This is a genomic window from Mesorhizobium sp. M1406 (assembly GCF_040317555.1).
Lineage (GTDB): Bacteria > Pseudomonadota > Alphaproteobacteria > Rhizobiales > Rhizobiaceae > Mesorhizobium.
Map to the genome: position 1 here is coordinate 1 of NZ_JAMYKW010000042.1, position 23,539 is coordinate 23,539.

A 23,539-nucleotide genomic window follows, 5' to 3' on the forward strand; every position below is an offset into this window, starting at 1 on the left:
CGGTCGGGTGGGCCGGTTTTGGTTTATATCTGCCTGGTTGAGGTGCTTTTTGCCCGCAAACCCCTCACGTCGCCGGCCCTGGACACCGCGCACAACTCGCCGGCGCCGGCCGGCGCGGGGGCCGGCCTTTTCTTATGCAAAGCGTGGCTGAAGACCAATGCCTATCGGCCGGTGCGGACGGTCGACAGGCAGACGGGCGGGAGCGCTTAACCGAGATTTCCGCGATCGCGGAATTGCGAGAACGCCCGTCGACAGACCCAGCATGGCGGCAAGCTGTTCGCGGCGAGCCCGCGCATCTCGCGGCTTTTGGGCGTTTGCTTGCTGAGCTTCTTTTCCATTTCACCGAAAGACACAACCCGTTGAAGCCAGGCCTGCGGAACATCGGCTTTTCAAAACCTCGTTCATCCGTTTCGACGGACCCTGATTGACGGCGGCTGTGGTGCTTTTTGGTTCTCGCCATGACCTTTTGCTACCCCTGGTGCAGCAATTCGCCGCTGTCGATCATGCGCAGGTTCATGTCGGCGGGGGTCTTGATGAGCAGTTGGGCATTGAGAACATGCAGGTCACGCGGCTCGGTGCAGGCCAGCCAGGCGCGAAGCTTGTAAAGACCGGGGTGAAGATCGGCGCCAAAGATGAAGGAGACGCTTTTTTGCTCTCTGGCCGGCATCGGAATTTCACCATGCTGGGAGCCGATCGAGCGATCTTCGAGCCACAGCGAGGCTATGCAGCCGGCATTGACAAAAACGTTGGATCCGGTGGTGGCGCGGTATTCGACGGCGAGTTGCGTGCGGCCGGGTTCTGCGACCTTCAGCCAGCCCTGGAGTTCGACTGAGGTGAGGCCGGTGTAGAGCACACCTTTGCGCGACAGTTCATTGAGGGGAATGGCGCCGCCGATATAGACAAAGCTGCCGACGCTGTCGGCAGGGATCTCTGGAAGATCGTCTTTTTTGGCCGGCGCAACCCGGGCGATGGCGAGCGCGCCCCGCTGGTAACCTTGGCTGGCACCGGCTTCGGAGGAAGCCTGCTTCTTCGCGCCATCGTTTCCGGTGGCGGGCAAGCTGCCGTTGCTCTTTGCCGACGCACCGTCCTGTCCGGGGATGCCGAGATGCTCGATAATTCGATCGAGTTTTTGCTCGATGCGGTCCAATTGCTGCTGGTTTGCCTGCTGGTCTTGCGCCAAGGCAAAGCCGGAGCCCTCAACGAAACTCAACGCTGCGATTGCAATGCCGAGCGCCAGCCTGCCCACGCTTTTTCTTTGCATCATGGGGATGATCCTTCCTACGGTACGGTTCCAAAATCGTCGTGCGGCGCGGGCGCCACCTTTATTCCTTGCAGCGGCCGGCCTGGAGCGACAGCAGGCGTATGGTCTTGAGCCGGCTCCGAGGTTGATCCAGGCGCGGGCGGTTGGGTCCGCGACCCTGCGGCTGTAGATGCATTGCCCTGTTCGAATTTTTCCGAAGTCGACGTCGGCGTGCCGGCGTTCTTTCCAGCGCCGGCAACGGGGCCGTCGCGATTGCCGGCGACATCCCGAACAATACTAATAGCCAGAAAGATCAAAGCCAGAACGGCGGCGATCGTGGCATAGCGGAACAGCGGATCGCGCCGGAACAGGGCGGGAACAAGTTGGAGCCAGCGCACAGCGTGGCTCGCACAGATGAGAGGAGGGTTTGAGCCGTCATGTAGTTGATCCCTGCCGCTCGTGTGATGCTATCGCCGCCGCAATGTCACCTGGCTCGATGGTCATGATGGCGTCGCGGCCAGCACTGCCGATGCCGTGGGTAGCAAGACGCATGGCTTGCGCCTCGCGCGTGCTTTCCCAAAGCGTGCGGATTGCGCGGGCATTGCCGAAATCGTCTCCACGCTCTGGTTGGATGCGGACGCAGGCAAGGTTAGCCGAGTTCTCGGCCGGGGCGTCGAGCACAAAGCCTTCACGGTTGGCGAGGTTGCGAAAAATCCCCGCCAGCTCTTCAGCCGAATAGTCCTCGAACATTATTGTCCTGGTGAAGCGGGAGCGCAGGCCGGGATTTGCTTCGAGGAAGCGGCGCATTTCACCGGTATAGCCGGCGGCGATGACACACAATCGATCCCGATGATCCTCCATCAGCTTCAGCAGCGTGTCGATCGCCTCGCGGCCAAAATCGTTATTTTGGCCCTCGGGGGCCAATGCATATGCTTCGTCAACGAACAGCACGCCGTCGAGCGACGCCTCGACCGCCTCCCGTGTCTTGATTGCGGTCTGTCCGATATAGCCGGCGACAAGCTGGCTGCGGTCGACCTCGACGACATGGCCGGATCTGAGCAGGCCGAGTGCGAAAAGAATCTCGCCCATAAGACGCGCCGCCGTTGTTTTTCCGGTCCCTGGATTGCCGAGGAAGATCAGGTGCAGGCTTGGGGGTGCGGCGTTGATGCCGTGGCGCCGACGTTCCTGCTCGGCCTGCAGCACCGCGACCAGCTTCTTGACCTCATCCTTGACGGAGCGCCACCCGGTCATGGCGTCGAGTTCGGCCAGCACGTCATCGAGCGGCCGATGTCTTGCTGCACGGATCGGCAGAGCCGGTTTCCGTTCAACGCCTGCTTGCGCGTCCCATTCACCCTTCGAGAATTTCGGCGATACCGGCACGCCATGCTTTGCAGCATGCGCCAGCCGCCAGCCCATGACGATAACCGCGACGATAAGAATGACGCCGGAATAGGTTTCCAGCAGGGCGAGCACGACGATCAGGACGGCAAGGCCAGGGATAATCGGGGCCAGAATGCGCTGCATCTCTTGCCGCCTCAACCCGACGCGGCTTGGGGCGCGAAACGGTTCCGCTCGACCTTGGCGACCATTTCCGGCCTGCGGAAATAAATCGCTCTGCCGCAGCGCAACGGCTTTCGGCCCTGGACGAAGACGAACTGCTCGTCGGCTCTGGCATCGGCAAGAATTTCGGAGACGGTCGCCAACCGTCTGCCACGCTCGGAGCGCTGTTCCGAGGCGCCGGTCGAGGCGGTGCCGATCTCGAGCGGCTTTGCGCTTTTTCCCCGGTTTTTTGTCTCGGAGTTCAGCACGACGCCATGTTCGCCCAGCGCTTCGGAGACAGCGCGGGCCTGTTCGAGCGAGCCGATCGCGGCGTAGGATCGCCAGGAAGCGCTTTCGAACCAGGCGCTCTTGCCGCCATCGCCCCATTGTTCGCGCAGCTGGCCTTCGGACTGATAGAGCATGACCAGCGTAATGCCGTATTTGCGGCCGGCATCGCGGGCGCGGGCCAGTGAGGTCATGTAACCGAGGCGGGCGACCTCATCGAGTAGGAAGACGATACGCCCGCCCGGCAAGACGCCGTCGGCCTCATAGACGGCATTGAGCAGGGATCCGACAACGACACGGGCGAGCGCCGGCGTCGATTCCAGCACCTTCATCGGGATGTTGATAAAGAGGTCGAGCTTGCCGGCGACCAGATCAGCAGTGCGAAAACTGTTACCCGACACCAGTTTTGCGTAGGCGGGATTGGCGAGCCATTCGGTTTGCTCGCTCATGTTGCCGTAGACGCCGGAGAACGTCTCGGCGACCAGCCCCATCAACTGGCCTGCGAGATGGCGGGCGCGATGCGAGGAGGAGTGTTCAAAAATGCGTGCTAGCTCGTTCCGCATTTTTGCCTCCGGCAAGGCGAGCCGTTGCGCCAGAGTGACGAGATTGCGTTTGTCGTCGGACAGATTTTTGTCGAAGACGATGTCGGAAAGCAGGGTCTCGACGATGGCCTTGCCACGGCCCTCGAAGAAGGCCTTGCCCGAGGCGCCGTGCGGCGCATCACGGGTGGCGGTGTGTTTCTCGCCGCAGATCCAGTCGACGACCGAGCGGATGTCGCCATCGATGAGCGGCGAACTTTTTGTCAGCCAGTCGAGCGCGTTGAAGGCTCCGCTGCCCGTCATCGGATCAATTGAGATGACACGCCGGCCCATCGCCGTGCGTGCGCCCGTCAGCATCGGCGCCAGCTCGGAGGAGGGATCGAGGGTGACAATTGAGGCGCGCCAGGTGAGCAGCGTCGGCACGCAGACGGAGACGGTTTTGTAGGCGCCCGAACCGGCGAAGACGAGGCCGTGGGTGCCGCCCCAGGAGAGATCAAAGGTGAGTAAAGGCGACTTGCCACCCTTGCCCCATGTTTTTGGATCGCGCGGATCAAACTTTTGTCCGCGCCGGGCCGGCGCATCCTGATCGACGCGGTAGGCTTCGCCGATGACGACGCCGCAGCGCGGATTGGCTGTCGACTTGGCCGAACCACCGAACAGGTTTTGTGACTCGCGAATGTCCATCCAGTCCGCGTGGCCAAAGATGTCAGAGGAGGCACGCTCAACCGGCTTGACGCTTTGGGCGTGCAGCGATTTTCCCATCAGCATCCTGACGCCGGCCGTGGTCGCGAGAAAGCCGACAACCCCGGCATAAAAGATGGCCATGTCGGCTGCGTTCAAAATGGCGGACCAGGCAAAGTCTGATCGGTAGCCGAGCAGTCGTGTCGCTTCCGGCCAGACGGTGAAAACCGTTGCCGCGGCCATGCCCAACACGCCGGCGATGGCAGTGAGGGGCAGCACCATGCCGGATCGACGCAGCAGCAGAGCCGCCGCCATTGTAATGGCCGGCCCGAGTAGCGCGATCGATGGCCATGCCGCGTAACCAAGTCTGTAAATCACCGATGCCGGCGACAGACCCGTGCGATGCCAGTCGAGCAAGGCGCCGCCCCACAGAGCATGCGCGTAGCGCCAGGCCGGGTACCAGATGACGAGCGGCAGGATGGCGAAGGTTGCCTTGAACAGTGTCTTGACGAGATCATAGGACAGCCGCCCGAACATTTTTTTGGCTCCTCGGCGTCGGCGCTATGAGCGTTCAGACTTCCTGCCGCGATCCGGCTCCCGATTGGACGGCGCGGTGGAATGAACGCGGTGTAGGGTGCCGTTCTGCTCCGCGGCCAATGCTGCGACGGCGTCGTGTTCCGCCAGTCCTTCCCAGTGCTGCATGACTTTGTTCCAGCGCAGGCCGGCGCCGCGCAGGCGGGTCGCGAATGGGGTCGGCAGCGGAGCGGGGAAGGTGAGGGTCAACGGTTCGTTTGTTGCGCCATTGCCGATTGTTTCTCCAGCGAGCGCGGTTTTGCCAGCCTTGATCCACTCGGTAATTTTTGCGCTGTTGCCCGCGTCATTGGCAAGCGACAACAAGCCACCATAAAGGGCCGCTTCCTCTAGGTCCAATAATCCGGCCCGTTCGACGAGGGTTCCGGCTTCAACGAGGCGGCGGGTGCGCTGCTTGCGTTCGTCCGCCTTGAGTTTTGCTTCCTGCTCGGCGAGTTTCGCCCGCTGCTGTTCCAAGCGGCTCATGCGTTCGGCAAGCGAGGTGCGGGCCATGACGAGAATCTCCGTCTTTTCTCCGTCCGCCAAGCCCGAGGGGACTTTGCCAGCCGTGGCGCGTCTCTTCAACCCCCTTTTGTATATGCCGGCGGATGCAACCAGGACCTTCGGCGTGTTCCGCCGCTATGGGGTCTGCCACATCGCCAATTGATTGTCGATTCACGGTCGGTGGATTATTGCAGACGCCAATTGATTGTCGATTCACGGTCGGTGGATTATTGCAGACGCAATATGCATTCTTCGAATGCTTGCTTGCGGCGGCGCGCTGGTGATGGCATTCTGCGGCAATGGCCATCGCTTTCGCACGTGCCCGATACATCTCACGCTCCGACGGCGGCAGCGCGGTGCGCTCGGCCGCCTATAACGGCCGCGAGGCAATCAAGGCGCAGCGCACCGGCGAGGTGTTTTACTTCAAGCACCGCGAGGCGCCTGAGCATCATGAGGTGCTGTTGCCGGAAGGCGCGCCGTCAGAGCTGGCGTCGAGCGATGCGCTATGGAACGCGGCCGAGGCCATGGAAAAGCGCAAGGACGCGCAACTGGCGCGGGAACTCGTCTTGGCGTTGCCGGCCAATCAAGAGCTTGATCACGACGACCGGGTGGAGCTGGCGCGGTCGTTTGCGCAGGAACATTTTGTCTCGAAGGGGCTGGCGGTGCAGCTTGACGTCCATGCGCCGCATGGGGCGGAGAGCGAGGGCGAGCGGGCCAATTATCATGCGCATTTGTTGATCACGACGCGGCGGCTGGGCGAGGGCGGGTTTGCGGCGAAGAAGGCGCGCGATCTCGATCCGGTGATCAAGCGGGGCGGGGGACGGGCGATCGTGGCGGAGGGCGAAGCGTGGGGCGCGCTGTGGCGCGATCATCAGAACCGCTATTTTGCCGAACAGGGGCTTTCGATCCGGGTGGATGCGACCAGCGCGGTGCCACAGGAACACATCGGACCGATCCGCATGCGCACGCCGGGCGCGGAGGTCAATGTGCGGGCCGAGCATATCAGGCGGGCGAACGAAGAAGCGGCGCGCGATCCTGAACATGTGCTCACAGTGCTCACGCGCAACCAGGCGAGTTTTTCCGAGTACGATCTCGACCGGCATCTGAAAAAGCACATTCGCGATGAGGGCGAACGGGCGGAGGTTAAGGGCAAAGTGCTCGGGCGTGACGATGTGCTCGCGCTGCATGACCGGGATACAGGCGAGAGTGCAGGACGCTGGACAACGCGGGCGGTGCGCGACCAGGAGGTTTTGGCGCTTGCCGATGCACGGCGCGTGGCCGGAGGGTCCCATCGCGATGTCGGGGCAAGGGCGCGCGAGCGGCTCGTGTCCGTGCAGGAATTGCGGCCGGATCAGTTGTCTGCGTTCGATCATGCGACGGGGTCCGGGGGGCTAAAAATAATTGAGGGGCGTGCCGGGACGGGAAAGAGTTTTGCGCTTGGTTCGATCCGCGATGCGCATGAAGCGGCCGGCTATCGCGTGGTCGGCCTCGCGCCGACCAACGCGGTGGCGCAGACGATGAAGGAGGACGGGTTTGCTCGATCATCGACCGTTCATGCCGAACTGTTCCGATTGAAGAACGGCCGCGCGCAGTGGGACCATCGTACGCTGGTTGTTGTCGACGAGGCAGCGATGATGGACGCCAAGGTGACCGGCGAGTTGTTGCGGGAAGCGCGGCTTTCGGGCGCCAAGGTTGTGCTGGCCGGCGACGACCGGCAGCTCGGCTCGATCGAGCGCGGCGGGCTGTTCACAGAGCTGAAGAAGGAGCACGGATCGTCCGAGATCACCCAGGTCACGCGTCAGAAGGTCGACTGGCAGAGAGAGGCGGCGCGCGATCTTTCGGACGGTCGCTTCGAAGACGCGCTGCGAGCCTTCGCGCGAAACAAGGCGGTGGTGTGGACGTCGAAGCAGGATGAATTGCGAGAAAAACTGGTCGAGCGGTGGGCCAGGGATGCTGCTTCGAATCCGTCGGCATCGCGGTTCGTGTTCGCCTACACCAACAAGGATGTCGATGCGCTGAACAAGGATCTGCGCGCGGTGCGTCGCGAGCGTGGTGAGTTCGGTGAGGATTCTGTGTTTACGACCAAGCACGGCGAGGCTGCATTCGCTGTCGGCGACCGGGTGCAGTTCACGGATACGCTGAAGGGCGCCGGCATCTACAACGGCAATGCCGGCGTGATCACCAGCATTGACCGGAACTTTGGCCGCATCAGTGTCTCGCTCGATGCAGCTGCGGGCCGGGAGGGCAGGAAGGTCGAATGGTATGCTTCGGAGTTCAATGGCTTCCGGCACGGTTATGCCGGCACGATCTACAAGGGCCAGGGCAAGACGCTTGACCACACCTATCTCATGCACACGCATCACTGGCGCGCCGCCTCGAGCTATGTCGCGCTGACTAGGCAGCGTGAGAGCGCGACGATCTTCGTAGCGACGCAGACCGCCCGGGATTTGCGGCAGCTCGCCCGGCAGATCGGTCGCAACGAGATCAAGTCGGCGTCAGTGGCTTATGCAACACGCGACGAGTTCAGCGCGGAACAACGGGCGAAGCTGGACGAGGAACGGGCGGCGGAGAACGCCCGGCCAGTGTCGCAAGTTGGGAAAGCTCACCAAAGCAGGGAACAAGAGGAGCAGCCGATGGCTTCAGTTGTTGAAGAAGCACGGGTGGACATGCGTCAGGCTGATCCGCGCACACCGGAGATGCAGTCCGGCGCCATTGCCAAGGACGCGGAGGGCCAGCGTCGGCCTGAGCATCGAGGCGGGACGCCTGAGCCCGTCGTGGCGCAGAAGTCAAAAGAGGCAGGAGGCAGCGATCGTCCCGGGTCAGCCGATGATCGGGTCGTAGCAAGCGGAACCGAAGATCGGCAGGCTGTTCCAAATGGCAGAAATGAAGAGCGGTCGCGCAGCACCGCAGCCGGCCGGCCAGCGGACGTCAGGGTACTGATAGCTGCGTTCCAGGATGTGGCTGCTGGTGGCGTGCGCCGCGACAGCCTTGGGCGATCGATCGACGAAAAAAGCATCGCCGCTGCTGTCAGTCGCGATGCGGATGTACAGCGCGAGCGCGAGGCTCGCTCAATCTATCTGGAGACCGCCTACCGTGATCCGAAATCGGCGGCGCAGCGTCTCGACGAGATCATTGCTCGAGACGGTCCGACAAGTGCTGCACAACGGATATCGGCGGACACCAGCTTGGTCGGCGAGCTGCGAGGCAGGGAAGGGTTCTTCGCCGGTGCCAGGGCGCGGGAAGAGCGGACCGCCGCTGAACAGGCTGCCGCCGCGATTGGCCCGAACATTGTCCGGACCGCCGAGTTCGAGAACCGAGCCGAACGATCCTATCGCACCCAGGTCGAAAAGCAGCTCAAGGCTGACGCGGTTGAGGTGAGAGATGTTTCTGATCGGGCGAAAGCTGCCCTGGAAAAAATTGCAATGGCCAAGGATGATCGCGAGCGGGCCGAAGCCTTCAAGGCGGTGTCAGCCGATCAGGAGGTCAGACGGGAGATCGCCACCTTCAAGAAATCGATTGAAGTCCGTTTCGGTGAAGACGGCGCACGCGAAATCGCTCGTGCGACAGCCTCGGGCAAATCGTTTGAACATCCATCCGTGCGGAAATCCGATCAGGTCAGGTTGGGTGAGGCCGCGGCTCTCTATTCCGCAGCCCGATCGGGTGAAGTCGCGTCCAGACAAGAGGCCGAAACTGAACGTCTTGCAGCGCGCGAATCTCAGTCGACACGGCTGAAGCAGTAGGGAAGCGCCGTGGGGCCGGCTGCGTTATCCCGTCGGCGTCGCAGGCCGCGGCGAATGACTACTCTTTAAGCAAGGTGGTCGTTCATTGTCACAAATGGGCCCGGTACAGTTCAGAGCTGCAGATCAGCATTCGGGGAGTTGCCAAAGATGCTCTTGTACTCTCGGCCGAACTGAGAGGGCTGAGGTCGCGCCATGCACCTTCAGGAGCCGGGCGACCTCGGCCGGCTTGAAATCGTCGTTGACGAGCTGTCGCGCATGCGCGACCTGGTTGGGGGAGGGACCGAACCACATCCCGCGCGCCCTGGCCGCGATCCGGCGCGGAGCCATCAAATAGCTCAAACTTCGCTAAAGTCGTAGCGAAACCCGCGAACCTCCCAAAGCTCTGACAGGGTCGGGGTTTCTTTCAAAAAACGAAGAACCTTCCGAGCCGCGATCAAATTGAAGGGGAACATTCCAATAGATGAGTGCCCACAATTCAGCCGCACGACCTCAGGTGGAAGATTGCACTTCGCCAGCAACTCAATGAGACGCTCAGAGCCTCCTGGGCGCGCAACCGTATCGTCCTTACCGAGCAAGAACATCAAATCCAGACGAGGACGTGTAAGGCCGAAAAGATGCTTCTCTAAATCGATGAGACCCCAAGCGGTTCTTAGCCCTTCCAGTGACATGGACGATTCAATACGACCACGTAAGGCCGTCATGGTCTCCGCAGTCCAGACGAGATCAGCAGGGCTTCCCGGCGATACCATGAGAACCGCCTTATCAACCTTCTGCTCTTGGGCAGCAACGAGACCCGCAACAGTGCCACCCAAACACATCCCTACAACCGAGATTTTCTGATACCCCTGACTATAAAGCCAACGAACAATCTTACGACCATCTAGGACAGCCTGTCTCATCGACTGGACGGTGCGCCCTAAATTCGCGTTGAAAAGTTTTTCCTCCGAATAGTCATTCGAAGCTCGCCCAAAATGATACGGAAGTGTAGCTTCAATAACCGTTATGCCCTTTCTAGCGAAGTATTTGGAAAATCGCGGATACCGGTTCCGAGCATACCAATGATGAAACACAACAAGCGCATGTTGTTTAAATCCACTGTCGGTAACAACGCATTCGAACGTATTGTTCGCCTGATCTTCAGTTGAAATATCAGATTGGAAGATAACACTATCCGATTCTTCCCTTAACGGAACAGCTGGAAATATCGTCGCGAAAAACATCTCGCCCTTGGAAATTTCATTGAAGACCAATGCGTCAGAGCCATCGCGAGAAAATGGAATCGCCTTATCATGAATACGCCTCTGGCGTTCTAATGATCTCAGAACGTGCTTACGATCATAACGGCGCGCTAGATAACGGAACATTTTCTCTCCTTTCTTGCAGGTCGGAAACCTATCATCATAAAACCAATGCTGAAGTCCCGCCGTACTTCATTCACTCGACAAAGGCGGCTGGCCATCCCTCCACACTATTTAGCGCCCGATAAAGGGTTGCTCGATGCACCTTCAGGAGCCGTGCAACCTCAGTCACTGGCTTGTCTTGGGCGATGAGCTGACGGGCGTGCGTGACCTGGTCGGCCGATAGGGCAGGGGAAGGACCGAACCGCACTCCACGTGCCCTGGCCGCGATCCTGCCCGCTGGTGCGCTCCACGATCAAGGATCGCTCGAAATCCGCAACGCCGGCGAACACGGTCAACACCATGCGGCCGGCCGGCGTCGTCGTGTCGGCCCATGGCTCGGCCAAAGATCGCAAGCCGGCCTCGGCCTCGCTGATCCGCTCGGCAATATCGAGAAGGTCGCGCGTCGATCGGGCGAGGCGGTCTAGCCTGGTGACCGTCACCACGTCGCCGGGGCGCAAATGGTCGAGGAGCTTCACAAGCTCGGGCCTGTCTCGCTTTCCCCCGGAAACCTTTTCCTCAAAGAGGCGAATGCAGCCGGCCGCGCCAAGCGCCGCGTGCTGCTGGTCGAGGTCCTGGCCCTGGGTGTAGACCCGGGCATAGCCAATCATCATCGTGGCGGGTTTCCTCGCAAGTTATGTCGCAAGGACAATTACCACTTGCGACAAAGACATGCGACACAAAAACCCCCTGATTTTCAGGGGACGGCCGATCTGTCGCAGGTTTTAGGAATTATGCGAGGTAGCAACGATCTGCCTAAGAAGTTGCGCGAAATGGTTGGAACCAAGACGTCCACCCCCCCCTTGTGCACATCTATAATTTGGGCAACGACCAAATTATAGATGGGCATCACTGCTAGCCCTTGTCCCCGATCCCAACGCGAATAAGCATCCGCCCCGAACGGACCACCAGACGGTGCAATCCACCATAGATAGCCATATCTTGATCCATGAGACTGGAACAACCTGCTTTTCGAGCCACTGGCCACCATTGAGGAACAACAAGCCGAAGCGCGCGAGATCGCAAGCAGACAGGCGAAATGTATGTGCCCGATGGTCTGACGATGAAACTTGGCGTGGATCCTCGGCCATTTTTTCGGCCTCGATGCTCGGCCGCTGCGCCTGGCGTCGGCCCGAGTTTGCTCGTGCGTCGACTCCCTGTCCGGACGTAGCTCGATCTCGCTCCGGACGCCCATTTGCTCCGCAATCCCGCGCCGCTCAGAAGCGTTCAGAGTCTTCCGTCCAGTTTTATCGGGCGGTGAGGTGATGGTTGGTAATATCGATCCGTCGTATCGAGACTTAGAGTAAGAGTGACCGCCAGAACACTTGATCTAGTTCCTCTAGGTGATTGCTCGAAGACTCGAAACGCGAGCTATTCATACTTTGAATAGTGGAGAAATATTAACTTACACTGGTGAAAGTCGCATAATCTATCTTATGGAACTCGATTTTATATCGACATATCAATAACTTGGCCCCTGGTTATAGCGTGTGACAAGCCCGTCTTTAGGGGTGCTTTACGGCGAGATTCGGCGAAATGGTCCATCTGGGTTCTCCTAGTTGCAGGGTTTCAGTCAAACCGTCCGGAGGCGAGTGGATCGCTTGCCGGAAAGGTCTCCAGGAGACCCTCGCCCAGGCGTTCATTCTCGCGCGGGCACGGCTCGTATAACCCGGCGCGCTTCTTGACGTCGCCGGGCAGCAGACCTTTGTAGCCCGCAACAGCGTCCTCAGTCGATTTTTGATCGACCATCTTGGCACGATTGTCTCTCCTCTTCCGGTTGACGGCGTTTGATCCGCATCTGAGCGCGGTCACGAGAAATCGGCCGCGCATGCCCTCTCCGTATTGCACGATCCGGCCACTCCGGCGAACGGCACTCAATTCATTAAGCGTTCGTCCCAGGCCCGAAATCTACAATAACCTCAGCGTCGGCAGGTGCTCAGATCTGCTTCCCCCGGTTGGTGGGCGGCCGTCCTGAAGGATGACCCGCATAGAATAGGAGGCAGACAGATGACGAACTCCAAAAATGCGATAGAGCGCGAGGTGATCGAGTCCAAAGTGGATTTTGACACCGTCGTGGAACGAATTTTTGAGAGAATTGGACGAACGGATCGGTTGTCGTTGGAAGAGATTCTCGCCGAAAAAGACTTTCTTCGGTTTTCAGAGCGGATCAAGTCGACGATCGGATCGTCTGGCTTAATGGAGTTCGCGACTTATGACCTGGGCGACGCGCTCGGCAAGGATGGGAACCCCGCAGCCTATAGAATAATCAGGATCGTCGCTGGCAACCCGCTTATCATGCGTCAGATGGTTGCTGCGGTTCCACATGCGGGCTCATATGCCCCCGTGACGATCTTGATTTACGAGGAGGGCGGCTTAGTGAAGCTGGCCTATGATCGAATGGAAAGCTGCCTGCAGAGTTATTCATCCGAGCCGGCCCTCGAAGTCGCGCGAGCGCTCGATCAGAAGGTTTTGAATATCCTCGTCGAGGCGGCTTCGTGACGTCTTGGGGAAAGCTGGCCGGGCGGAAAGTACCGATAGATACAATTTTTCCCCTCGGGTATTTGACATGGTTCGCCCAGTTTCGATCGCGAACTGGAGAACGCAATGGAGCAACCTACAACATATCTCGCATGCCAGGCCGTCTCGCCTGGAAAACTGGAGTTCGTGCGCAAGGAACTCCGCAATCCGCCGGCCGGCTTTGTCCGTGTCAAGGTTGAGGCCTGCGGCGTGTGTCACTCGGACGGCGCAACCGTCGAAGGTGCCTTCCCCATCCAGTGGCCGCGCGTGCCGGGCCACGAAGTTGTCGGAAAAATCGATGTGGTCGGCGACGGCGTCGAAGGCTGGCAGTCCGGACAGCGCGTTGGCGTGGGCTTCCTGGGTGGGAGCTGCGGCCACTGCTCACAGTGCCGTTCGGGCCATCTCGTTAATTGCGAGAACCAAGAGTTCACCGGCATTCAACTGGATGGCGGCTACGCGGAATATATGATTGCAAAGGAGACAGGCCTCGTCCTCATTCCCGACGACCTCTCCAATGTAGAGGCCGCACCGCTCCTTTGCGCGGGCCTCACCACATTCAGCGCTCTGCGCAATTCGAATGCACGGCCTGGTGATCGGGTCGCGATCTTTGGTATCGGTGGCCTCGGTCATCTTGCGGTCCAATATGCACGTCGCATGGGGTATGAGGTGGTTGCGATCGGAAGAAGTGAAGCCGTCGGCGCCTTGGCCATGAGGCTTGGCGCACACCACTACATCGACTCGTCGAAGCGCAATGTCGCAGAGGCGCTCCTTGAGCTCGGCGGGGCTGATCTTGTGCTCGCCACGGCATCAGGCGGCGCGGCTGCAAAGGATACAATCAAGGCAATTCGTCCCCGCGGTCAGATTATCGTGCTCGGGGCCACGCCGGAGCCGGTCGAGGTTCCCACCAACGTGCTTCTGTTCGGAAGCAGATCGATCCAAGGCGCCCTGACGGGCGATCCGGGCACGAGCGAAACGACGTTGAAGTTCAGCGCGCTCCAGGGCGTCAATGCAATCATCGAAGAGATGCCGCTCGCAAGCGCGATCGACGCCTACGCGAAGATGATGGCCGGTCAGGCGAAGTTCCGCATCGTCCTGACGATGTGATTCTTTGCATCTGCCGGCGGATATTCCCTCGGCAAACGTATGTAGGCGACGCCGCCGATTCATCCCGCCGGCGTCGCCTCTTTCTATCGTCCGATGCCCTCTCACGTGCGAGTGAGTACCGCTGTCGAGCCGCAGGTAGCGGATCGTACAATCGCGTCCCGATCACGCACCGTATTTTCGAAATCGAGCGCTCATGGTCGTGGGCAATTAGCCATCTTCAACAGTTGGGGCACTTTGATGAGTGAGAAGGATCCAGAGGGCATCGTTCGATATGACGCGCCGGCGGGCGGGTGGGGTGCCTTGAAGGCCCTTGCTCGCACGTTGAAAGAGCAGCAGGTGGTATTTAGCGGCGTTCACGCTCTCTTGCGGGCCAATCAGCCAGATGGCTTCGATTGCCCCGGCTGCGCTTGGCCCGATCCCAACCACACCTCGGCATTCGAGTTTTGCGAAAATGGGGCGAAGGCGATAACGTGGGAATCCACGAAAAAGCGAGCCGATCCCGGGTTTTTCGCAAGTCACACGGTTTCCGAGCTGTGGACCTGGACAGATCACAAGCTTGAAGATGCGGGCCGTCTCACGAGCCCGATGCTATACGATGCCACAACCGACCATTTTGTCCCGATCGCCTGGGACGATGCGTTGAGCCGTATCGGAGCGTCCCTGCGAGGCCTCTCCGATCCCAATCAGGCAGAATTCTACACCTCCGGACGTGCGTCAAACGAGGCGGCTTTCCTCTACCAGACCTTCGTGCGAGCCTATGGGACGAACAACTTTCCCGACTGTTCGAACATGTGCCATGAGGCGACGTCGGTTGGGCTCCCCAAGTCCATCGGCGTCGGTAAAGGGACGGTGGAACTGAGTGACTTCGACGAATGCGACCTGATCATCAGCATCGGTCACAATCCGGGTACCAATCACCCGAGGATAATGACAACGCTGCATGATTGCTCCCGCAGGGGGGTTCCCATCCTGGTGTTCAATCCGTTGAAGGAGCGCGCGCTTGAGCGGTTTGCCGCGCCCCAGAACCCCGTTGAGATGGTGACCCTAACGTCGACCCCGATTGCTTCGGCTTACCACCAAGTGAAGGCCGGCGGCGATCTAGCTTTGCTGAAGGGTATCATCAAGCTCGTTGTCGAGCGGGACGAGGCAGATCTCGCCGCCGGTGGAGACGGACATCTCGACCGAGATTTCATCTTGATCCATACCTCAGGCATCGATGAGCTTCGCAGCGACGCCGCGTCCACAGAATGGAATCAGATTTGCCGCAAGTCTGGCATCGCCAAGGAAGCGTTTGAATCGATCGCCGATGCTTATATACAAAGCAAACGGGTTATTATTTGTTATGGCATGGGCATTACCCAGCATGCAACCGGGACCGAAGTTGTCCAGCAGCTGGCAAATCTCCTTATGCTGCGCGGCAATATCGGCAAACCAGGCGCTGGGATATGTCCGCTACGAGGTCACTCGAACGTGCAGGGTGATCGGACGGTGGGCATCACCGAGATCCCGAACAAAGACCTCATCGACGGGATGGAGCGCGCCTTCGGATTCCGGCCGCCGTCCGCCAGGGGCCATAATGCGGTTGAGAGCATCGAAGCAATCATAGCCGGCGCCTCGAAGGCGCTCGTCTGTCTAGGCGGAAACCTTGCCGTCGCCATGTCCGATCCCGAAAGGACGTTCGCGGCCATGCGCAAGCTTGATCTCGCTGTCCACTTGGCAACAAAGCCGAACAGGTCACATCTCCTCACCGCTAAAACCACAATCATCCTCCCTGTGCTTGGGCGGACCGATCAGGATATGCAAATTTCCGGACCGCAGTCGGTCACCGTTGAAGACTCCATGTCGATGGTTCATGCCTCCCGAGGCTTCTTGAAACCGCCGACGGACACGCTGATGTCGGAGCCGGCGATCATTGCGGCAATAGCAAAAGCGACATTGGGAGACAGGTACGGAATTCCGTGGGACGAGCTGGTCGGAAATTACGACCGGATTCGGGACAAGATCGAAATCGTCTTTCCGGACTTTCGGGACTTCAACCGTCGCGTCAGGAAGCCTGGCGGCTTTCGGCTCAGCATTCCGGCAGCCAAGAGAGTTTGGAAGACGTCGAACGGGAAAGCAAACTTCCTCGTCGCAAAAGGACTGGAAGAGGATCGCCGTATGACCGGTCCCGATAGTCTCGTGATGACGACGATCCGCAGCCACGGACAGTACAACACCACGGTCTACAATCTGGACGATCGCTATCGCGGTGTCTTCGGGCGCAGAGATGTCGTATTCATGAGCCGGGACGACATGACGGCCCGTGGACTTGCACAGGGTGACCAGGTCGACGTAATTGGCATAGACCACGATCCGGCTGCACCGAGAAGGGTTGTGAGCGGCTTCATTGCCATCGAGTACGACATCCCGACCGGATCAGTTGCCGGCTATTATCCCGAAATGAACCGGATCATCGCTCTTTCGGACTTTGACGCCCAGTCTGGTACGCCTGCCTATAAGGGCGCTCCGGTGACGGTCGAAAAAGCTGCTCTTTTTGTCGACGTCGCCTGTCGGGGTTAAAGCCGTGACTTTATCAAACGCAGCCGGGGCACATTCCTGATTTCCCTTTCACGGAGCAGACGAACATGTACGACGATACAGTCATTAGCTTTGCGCAGGCTGGCGCCCATAAGGTTGACTTGGTCAGAAGTAGGCTCCTAGCGTTCCTCGTGGGCTCGATGATGGCCGGGGTTTACATCGGATTCGGCGATCTTCTCATGTTCACGGCCGGCGCACATGTCGATCCGGCTTGGGCGCATCTCGTCATGGGGATCGTGTTTTCGTCTGGCCTGACCATCGTCGTTTTCGCCGGTTCGGAACTTTTCACAGGGACTGCGATGTACATGCCGCTGGCGGTGTTGACCGGCAAAGCAAGGATATCCGATGTGTTGCTTGTCTGGGTGGCATCGTGGTGCGGCAACCTGGTCGGTGCTATTTTGCTCGCCTCGCTCCTCTACGCGGCAGGCGGTGGTGTGATACTGGGTGATGGACGATCTCTGTTCTTTTCGGTCGTCGAGGGCAAGCTCTCGGCAGGTTCTGCAGAACTGGTTGCGAAGGGCGTCTTGTGCAACTGGTTGGTCTGCCTGGCGATATGGATGGCAGGTCGCACCGAGAACGCTGCCGCCAAGATTATGCTGATCTTCTGGCCCATCACGATCTTCGTCGCTGCTGGCTTCGAGCACTCCGTTGCGAACATGTTTGCGTTCTCGATGGCGCTTCTTGGCCCTCGCCCTGATTCCCTGTCGCTGATGGCGGCTGCGCATAACTTGCTCTGCGTAACCGTGGGCAATCTGCTCGGGGGCTCGATCTTCATGGCTTTCGGCTACTGGATCCAGTTCAACGGCAGCCGACACGTCTCGTTCGAGCCGGCACCCGCAACGCTTATACCGCGCGAAGAAGGCAGTCCGCGATGATCGGATCGAGATAACCTCCACTCCCGCGTTGCTAACCGCGCGTATGGCGGCCAAGGATGCGCCCCGCCCCCGTCGGCGATCATGCCGCAAGTGGCTCTCCGAGCAGCCGACAATCCATCCCCCATGCAAGCGCCTCGTCGCCAAGGTTGCCTTTGGCAGCAAGTCCCTATTCGGCATAGCGCGTTGTCGCCGACGATTCGCCATTGCTAAATATGTATGCGAACGCCGCATCGCGGAATGCGGAAGTGGGACAGAACCTGTTCTCCACGGCCGACGAACGCTCGGCGCATCCCTCCCGGAGCGAGTCCAAAGGCCCATCGACGCTCCGGCGTCACCGTTTCTTAGACCGGCTGTGGCTGCTCTCAAGTTCAGGCGGGCTCCATCCTCGTGCCACCGCTTCCTCGAAGGCATCTCTGTCGCCCAACATTGCGTTGGAGATGATCTTTCCGATATCGTTGAAGCCGGCGATAAAGTCCGGATTGTCGGCGACCGGCGTCACGCCATCGAAAAGCGGCGCCATCTTACCCAAGCCGGCAAGATCTTCCCTGACGAACAGCTGTTTTCTTTTCTCGACTTCGTAGGGGTGCATGCCCAAAAACTGGAGCGCATTCCCGGCTGTGTCGACCGAGCTCGCGAAGACCTCCCTCACGATCTGATCGGCGCCCGCGTGCTCCAGCCGGTAATGATGAAGACGATCATAGGCACGAACAATGATCTTGAGCCGCGTGTTTGCCCGGCGTGCATGTTCGACTATCTCTACCGCGCGATCGGTGTCGTCGATGGCGACAACCAGCAACTTCGCGTTTCCGACACCGGCAGATTCCAGCAGATCCGGTCGACCGGCATCTCCGAAAAAAGACTGAATTCCGAACTTGCGCAGGTTGTCCACGACGTCTGCTCGAAAATCGAGAACCACTGGCTTGTAGCCGTTAGCAAGCAGCATTCTGGTAATGATCTGCCCAAAGCGTCCCAGGCCCGCGACAATGATGGTCCCCTCGTCGGGATGATCTGTGGGTCGCTTGGCGATGTCCCTTCGATCCAGCAAAACCACCAGGCGATCGAAGACGATGAACAGACCTGGCGTGAGGATCATGCCAAGTGCGATGATGAGGACCGCGACCGATGAAAGCGATGACGTGAGCAGACCAGCCTGCTCGCCGATAGACAGGAGCACAAAGCCGAACTCGCCGGCCTGGGCCAGGCCGAGGGCAAGCAACCATCCGGCCGAAGACCTTAATCGAAACAACCAGGCCAGGGGCAAAAGCACTGCGATCTTAACGACAATCAACAGGCCCGCAGCCCCTAGGATGAATGGCCAGCTTTCGAACAGCACCCGGAGCTCGATCTTGGCACCGATCGTCATGAAAAACAGGCCGAGCAGGAGACCTTTGAACGGTTCAATGTCGTTTTCCAACTCGTGCTTGAACTCGCTGTTTGCGAGCACGACGCCGGCCAAGAAAGCCCCGAGAGCCGGGGAAAGTCCGACTGACATCATCAATACGGCAATCCCAACAACCAGCAAGAGGGCTGCGGCGGTGAAGACCTCCCTCAGGCCCAGCATTGCGATCATTCTGAACACCGGGCGCGATAGAAAATGACCGCCCGCAACAACGAAAGCGACAGTGGCCAGGGTCAGGATCGCGGAGGCCCAGGCTGGCAAGTTCGAGAGGAGACCCTGGGTGACATGTTGTGGACCGACCGCCGATCCCACGGACAGCAGAGGGATAAGCGCAAGCATCGGGATGACTGCGAGATCCTGAAAGAGCAGGACCGCGAAACTGGAGCGCCCGCCGTCTGACTCCAACAGCCCGCGTTCCTTCAGCGTCTGCAGAACGATCGCCGTCGAAGATAGCGCAGCGACGAAGCCGAAAAGAACGCCCTGTTGCCAGGTAAAGCCAAATGCAGCCGATACAGCGCAAACGGCGATGACCGTCGCAAGCACCTGCAGTCCTCCAAGCCCGACCAGTTTGGTGCGCAAGCGCCAGACCATCTGCGGGTCGATCTCGAGGCCGATCAGGAACAGCATCATGACGATGCCGAACTCGGAAAAGTGCTCCAGGTATCCTGACGCCGAATCGGAAAAATGCAGCACCGGTCCGACGATGACGCCTGCTGCGATATATCCGACAACAGAACCGAGCCCGATGCGATGAGAAATGATCACGGCCACGACGGCCGCGGCCAGGTAACCAAAGGCATATACTGCAAGGCTTTCCACAGAAGTTAGGCTCCCATGTCGCCGGAACGTGTCACCTGGGCAAGCATTTCACGCGCGGTTCCCGACTTCAGGTCAAAGCGATCTTGAACCAGGTCCCCAAGGAGGGTGCGATAGGCCGCGATGTGAGCCTGCGCCGAGGGGCTGTCGATGTGGTTGGCCGAGTGGAGCACGAAGGGGGGAAGATAGTTCATGCCGCATAGCGACGCGGTCTGTTCAAGCGGCAGAAGAAATTGGCCGAACGGATGCCGGTTTCCCCCTGACCGCGAATAGTCCCCATCGCTTCCCCCGGTGGTCGTAGCGATAAGCAAGAACTTCCCCTCGAGCTTTCGGCCTGTCGGTCCATAGGCGAAGCCGTACTCGAGAACCAGATCCTGCCACTCCTTCAAAATGGCAGGGGTCGAATACCAAAATGTTGGAAACTGAAGCACAATCAGATCGTGTTCGAGCAAGCGAACTTGCTCTCGATCGGGATTGATGTCGAAGCGTGGATACTCTGCATAGAGGTCCACGAAGGAGATGCCTTCGACACCTCTGGCTTCCCGGGCCATCGACAAATTAATGCTGGATTTCCGCTGGGCGGGATGCGCAAACAGAACTAGGACACGCATCTGGCTTCCTTGTGTCGGTCAAAGTAAAGAATTAGCGCATCGAAATCACAGCTTGTGCTCGCGCGACACCGTACAGTCGACAAACACGCTTTCTTGGACGATCCGGTCGAAAAACAGCGGCCTTCCTCTGCATGTGCGCGTCTCAATGCGACCGTTTCAGACAAGAACTATTCCTGGGTTGCATTCTAAACCGGAGCGAACGACGGAGACCGATGAATCCCATGACCTTGAACGAGGTACTTTCCGATCCGCTTGTCGCAATGCTCAACGCAGCAGATGGCATCGATGAAGACGAATTTGCTTTTATGCTGATGGAGGCAGCAGAGCGATGGGATTTGGCGGAAAGCGATCGGCCAGCTATTCGGTCGAGCGGGAGGACGCGTATGGAAGCTTTCAGCCGGGAGACCTGCCGGTGACGGCGGGCGCATATCCGAGAGCAATTCACTTTTGCGCTGGCGGCAATAGGGGGAGACATGTGGAGACGCGTTCGACGCTGGCGACCGTAAGCCATTCAACGCGAGCTTGAGTTCCGCGACCGTGCGCGGTTCGATAACTGCCTTATCGTGTGCGGCGGGCTCGCGGACAGTGAAACGATAGCCCGCGCCGTGAAACCCCGGCTGGTGCAAGGCCGAGCTCATGCATTTGGACGCGGGACTGCGGCTCGCAAGCAACCCTGAGGCGTCCCGTCAGATGATGCTGGATGCGTATGAGTTCGCTCGCGGCAAAGGCGCCAGATTCTGTGAACCCAGAGCTGCGGCAAGTCTTCTCGTTCACCCAAAGGCCGTTGTCAAAAGCAAGGCCAAGCACCGCCTTCGAGACACGCTTTCCGCTTTTGAGGGCGAGCTTGAAGTGGCAGACCTCACCGCGGCGCGTGCGTTAATCTGTTCGCCGCACCTCGTTCCCCGACTTGTGGCGCTGTGTAGTTATGGGCCCTTAAATAGCTGAGCATTGTCGCTGCGTCCGATACCGTCACGCTCAATCCGTCGGAATTGTCAGTAAGGCCTGGCTCTGTGAAAATGGAGCGGATCTCTCCGTCGACGACATGCATCGAATATCGCCAGCTCCGCAATCCCATGCCGTTGCTGGTTTGTTGAACCAGCATTCCCATTTGCCGCGTAAAATCCCCATTACCGTCCGGGAGCATTCGAACCTTCTGAACGCCTCGTGCTTTCGCCCATTGGTACATGACAAAGGCATCGTTCACCGCAACGCAAACGACTTCATCGACACCGACTTCACGAAAGTCATCATAATTTTGCTCAAAACCGGGCAAATGGCTTTCGGAGCAGGCGGGCGTGAAGGCACCTGGGAGCCCAAACAGGACGATGTTGCGTCCCGAAAAAATCTCATCCGACGTAATCGTCTTCCACTCAAAAGGATTAGGACCTTCAAGGGCGTCATTTCTCACGCGCGTGTGAAAACTGATATTCGGGACGATTGCTGGGGGCATTGGTCTTCTCTCTAGTAGGAATCATGGCGCTGCAAGGGCGAGCTCAGGCACTAGCCCTTCAGGGAAAGTCAATGACGAGCGATGAACGACGCGACGGCATCGGCGACGAATTCAGGTTCCTGATGATGCGGCGCGTGGCCCGCTTGGGGGATCGTGAGGAGGTGCATTGTCTTCCAGGCACGGGATAGACCGTACCAATTATCGACCGGGCACGCGATATCGTGGTCACCGCCGATCACCAGCATCGGCTTTTCACAATCCGACAGGTAGGACATGTATCTTCCATCTGCATCCGGGAAAATCGTCGTCCTGTCCGTCGCTTCGCTCAGCAGCTTCAAAAACGTCCCTTCCGCGATGGCGGGCGATCGGTCCGTTTGACGCTCTGCGATGCGTGCGTGCGACCTGGTGGCTGCCGCTCTGCTCGATTCCGATTCCGGTTCGAAGAACAGGACGTGTTCATCCTCAAGATCGTTGACGGGCTTCATCGCGGTCCTCATGAACACTGCCTCCCCCGGGACCTGCGGCTTTCCGGGCGGGGCAGTTCCAATCAGGACGACGTGAGAAACCCTTTCTGGATAGATCGCCGTAACGACTTGAGCGACGACGCCCCCTAAAGACCATCCTCCCATGATCACCCTGTCAAACCCCAGATGATCCATCAGGTCCTTCGCATCCTTCGCCAAAGACTCACGAATATAGGTCGGCTCGCCCGTCGACGCCCCAAGACCCGTGTAGTCGAATGTCACGACTGTGAAATGCTTTGCAAGTTCATCGAGGAAAAGCGGGTCCCATACATCGAGGGTCCCTCGAAACCGCACCGCAAGGAAGAGCGGCGTGCCCTTACCGATTTTTCGGTAGGCAAGTGTCCTGCCCTCAACTTCAGCAAATTCGGTAGGCGCGCTGACCGAGCTGGAAGTTATCATTATTCGACCCCTTTCGTGTTAGTTTTCCGGTTCACCGACTGCAGCGAAGAGCATGTTCAATGCCTCCGAGACAGTCGGGTGCGCGAAAATGCCGTCCCGCAAAGCGGTAAAGGGCAGTTCGCCAAGCATTGCCATCTGGACCACCGTCATCACTTCGCCGGCGCTGACGCCCAGCATGCTGAGGCCCAGTACTGCCGCGACAACATTATGCGAGTTCCGCAGTCGAGCAGCTCAGCCTTCGCCACCTGTGAGCGTCGGCAGGGGCTGGTCTAGCGCCCGACTCTGCGCGCCGCCATCGCAAAGGAGTCATTCCGACGAAGCGCTTGAATATCTTTGAAAGATGGGCTTGATCGCTTAGCCCGCACGCCTGTGCGATCTGGCTGAGCGGCTCTTCGGTCGTCGCGATCAGGTATTTTGCGGCTTCCACGCGGCGAAGGAGGACATAGTCGTAGGGCGAGCGGCCGAACGATTCCTTGAAGCCTTTTGAGAACCGACTGGCGCTCAGTCGAACCTGCTGACCGAGGCTTTCGACGCGGATAGTTCCGTCAATATTGTCGTCAACATACCGGACGATCTTGTTTTTCTGCCAATCGGAAAGGCCAGCGAGTTTCCGGCGCGGCCCCGCCGCTTCTTGGGCAGCTTTCGCGTCGCGTGGAGCCACGACAGCCCCGGCGAACTCCGGCAACGTGATATTCGGATCGTACCGAAAGCTGATCTGGATCAGGTTTGAAGAAAATGAAACCGGTTCACCCATCGCTGCATACCTCGCTTC

The 23,539-nt window shown here is 59.3% G+C and carries 21 protein-coding genes; 7 read left to right on the plus strand and 14 right to left on the minus strand.

Annotation, left to right across the window (positions count from 1 at the left end):
• Window positions 1-210, plus strand: a 210-nt coding sequence (locus NKH03_RS25610) for a hypothetical protein (RefSeq protein ID WP_352971391.1), incomplete at its 5' end; no start/stop codon positions are given.
• A 259-nt stretch (window positions 211-469) separates the two neighbouring features.
• Here NKH03_RS25610 and NKH03_RS25615 read toward each other — a convergent pair.
• The 4 genes from NKH03_RS25615 to NKH03_RS25630 all read right to left on the minus strand — a co-directional run bounded on the left by NKH03_RS25615 (window position 470) and on the right by NKH03_RS25630 (window position 5,367).
• Window positions 470-1,246 carry a hypothetical protein gene (locus NKH03_RS25615; RefSeq protein WP_352731729.1) on the minus strand — a complete coding sequence of 259 codons (777 nt, stop codon included), beginning with the start codon at window positions 1,244-1,246 and terminating at the stop codon, window positions 470-472.
• A gap of 429 nt (window positions 1,247-1,675) precedes the next feature.
• Window positions 1,676-2,764 carry an AAA family ATPase gene (locus NKH03_RS25620; protein ID WP_352869868.1) on the minus strand — a complete coding sequence of 363 codons (1,089 nt, stop codon included), beginning with the start codon at window positions 2,762-2,764 and terminating at the stop codon, window positions 1,676-1,678.
• Window positions 2,765-2,775: 11 nt separating this feature from the next.
• Entirely contained in the window at window positions 2,776-4,821 is a 2,046-nt protein-coding gene (locus tag NKH03_RS25625; protein ID WP_352876572.1) for a type IV secretory system conjugative DNA transfer family protein, read from the minus strand.
• Window positions 4,822-4,845: 24 nt separating this feature from the next.
• On the minus strand, window positions 4,846-5,367 hold the full coding sequence (locus NKH03_RS25630) for a conjugal transfer protein TraD (protein ID WP_352876574.1): 522 nt from the start codon (window positions 5,365-5,367) through the stop codon (window positions 4,846-4,848).
• A 290-nt stretch (window positions 5,368-5,657) separates the two neighbouring features.
• On the opposite strand from NKH03_RS25630, the gene NKH03_RS25635 reads away from it, so the two are divergent.
• Window positions 5,658-9,098, plus strand: coding sequence for an AAA family ATPase (locus tag NKH03_RS25635; RefSeq protein WP_352971393.1), 3,441 nt, complete (start codon window positions 5,658-5,660; stop codon window positions 9,096-9,098).
• 335 nt (window positions 9,099-9,433) lie between these two features.
• Here the strand turns inward: NKH03_RS25635 and NKH03_RS25640 are convergent, their stop codons facing one another.
• The 4 genes from NKH03_RS25640 to NKH03_RS25650 all read right to left on the minus strand — a co-directional run bounded on the left by NKH03_RS25640 (window position 9,434) and on the right by NKH03_RS25650 (window position 12,325).
• The gene (locus tag NKH03_RS25640) at window positions 9,434-10,462 is read right to left on the minus strand and encodes an alpha/beta hydrolase family protein (RefSeq protein WP_352869864.1); all 1,029 of its coding nucleotides are present in this window, start codon (window positions 10,460-10,462) and stop codon (window positions 9,434-9,436) included.
• Between the two features lie 70 nt (window positions 10,463-10,532).
• Entirely contained in the window at window positions 10,533-10,628 is a 96-nt protein-coding gene (locus NKH03_RS35070; RefSeq protein WP_502911002.1) for a hypothetical protein, read from the minus strand.
• Window positions 10,621-11,109, minus strand: a complete 489-nt coding sequence (locus tag NKH03_RS25645; protein WP_502911003.1) for a recombinase family protein — start codon at window positions 11,107-11,109, stop codon at window positions 10,621-10,623. Before NKH03_RS25645 ends, NKH03_RS35070 begins: the two co-directional genes overlap by 8 nt.
• A gap of 955 nt (window positions 11,110-12,064) precedes the next feature.
• Entirely contained in the window at window positions 12,065-12,325 is a 261-nt protein-coding gene (locus NKH03_RS25650) for a hypothetical protein (protein WP_352869862.1), read from the minus strand.
• Window positions 12,326-12,502: 177 nt separating this feature from the next.
• Here NKH03_RS25650 and NKH03_RS25655 point away from each other — a divergent pair, with 177 nt between their 5' ends.
• The 4 genes from NKH03_RS25655 to NKH03_RS25670 all read left to right on the plus strand — a co-directional run bounded on the left by NKH03_RS25655 (window position 12,503) and on the right by NKH03_RS25670 (window position 17,568).
• A complete protein-coding gene (locus NKH03_RS25655; RefSeq protein ID WP_352876580.1) occupies window positions 12,503-12,994 on the plus strand; it encodes a DUF302 domain-containing protein in 492 nt (163 codons plus the stop codon).
• A gap of 105 nt (window positions 12,995-13,099) precedes the next feature.
• Window positions 13,100-14,116 carry an alcohol dehydrogenase gene (locus tag NKH03_RS25660; RefSeq protein WP_352869858.1) on the plus strand — a complete coding sequence of 339 codons (1,017 nt, stop codon included), beginning with the start codon at window positions 13,100-13,102 and terminating at the stop codon, window positions 14,114-14,116.
• 237 nt (window positions 14,117-14,353) lie between these two features.
• Entirely contained in the window at window positions 14,354-16,675 is a 2,322-nt protein-coding gene (locus tag NKH03_RS25665) for an FdhF/YdeP family oxidoreductase (protein ID WP_352971395.1), read from the plus strand.
• Window positions 16,676-16,740: 65 nt separating this feature from the next.
• Window positions 16,741-17,568, plus strand: coding sequence for a formate/nitrite transporter family protein (locus NKH03_RS25670; protein ID WP_352869855.1), 828 nt, complete (start codon window positions 16,741-16,743; stop codon window positions 17,566-17,568).
• Between the two features lie 331 nt (window positions 17,569-17,899).
• Here the strand turns inward: NKH03_RS25670 and NKH03_RS25675 are convergent, their stop codons facing one another.
• Together NKH03_RS25675 and NKH03_RS25680 are read right to left on the minus strand one after the other, a co-directional pair.
• Window positions 17,900-19,786 (minus strand): monovalent cation:proton antiporter-2 (CPA2) family protein, encoded by a 1,887-nt coding sequence (locus NKH03_RS25675; protein ID WP_352869854.1) that lies wholly within the window; start codon window positions 19,784-19,786, stop codon window positions 17,900-17,902.
• A 5-nt stretch (window positions 19,787-19,791) separates the two neighbouring features.
• A complete protein-coding gene (locus tag NKH03_RS25680) occupies window positions 19,792-20,394 on the minus strand; it encodes an NAD(P)H-dependent oxidoreductase (protein WP_352869853.1) in 603 nt (200 codons plus the stop codon).
• A 221-nt stretch (window positions 20,395-20,615) separates the two neighbouring features.
• Here NKH03_RS25680 and NKH03_RS25685 point away from each other — a divergent pair, with 221 nt between their 5' ends.
• Window positions 20,616-20,810, plus strand: a complete 195-nt coding sequence (locus NKH03_RS25685; protein WP_352869852.1) for a hypothetical protein — start codon at window positions 20,616-20,618, stop codon at window positions 20,808-20,810.
• Window positions 20,811-21,253: 443 nt separating this feature from the next.
• Here the strand turns inward: NKH03_RS25685 and NKH03_RS25690 are convergent, their stop codons facing one another.
• From NKH03_RS25690 to NKH03_RS25705, 4 genes are all read right to left on the minus strand, one after another.
• Window positions 21,254-21,844 carry a peroxiredoxin gene (locus NKH03_RS25690; RefSeq protein WP_352869851.1) on the minus strand — a complete coding sequence of 197 codons (591 nt, stop codon included), beginning with the start codon at window positions 21,842-21,844 and terminating at the stop codon, window positions 21,254-21,256.
• A gap of 68 nt (window positions 21,845-21,912) precedes the next feature.
• Window positions 21,913-22,767 (minus strand): alpha/beta fold hydrolase, encoded by an 855-nt coding sequence (locus NKH03_RS25695; RefSeq protein ID WP_352869850.1) that lies wholly within the window; start codon window positions 22,765-22,767, stop codon window positions 21,913-21,915.
• 18 nt (window positions 22,768-22,785) lie between these two features.
• Window positions 22,786-22,989, minus strand: a complete 204-nt coding sequence (locus NKH03_RS25700) for an oxidoreductase dimerization domain-containing protein (protein ID WP_352876626.1) — start codon at window positions 22,987-22,989, stop codon at window positions 22,786-22,788.
• The gene (locus NKH03_RS25705; protein ID WP_352869849.1) at window positions 22,973-23,521 is read right to left on the minus strand and encodes a helix-turn-helix domain-containing protein; all 549 of its coding nucleotides are present in this window, start codon (window positions 23,519-23,521) and stop codon (window positions 22,973-22,975) included. The genes NKH03_RS25700 and NKH03_RS25705 overlap by 17 nt, the downstream gene beginning before the upstream one ends.
• Window positions 23,522-23,539 lie beyond the last annotated feature (18 nt).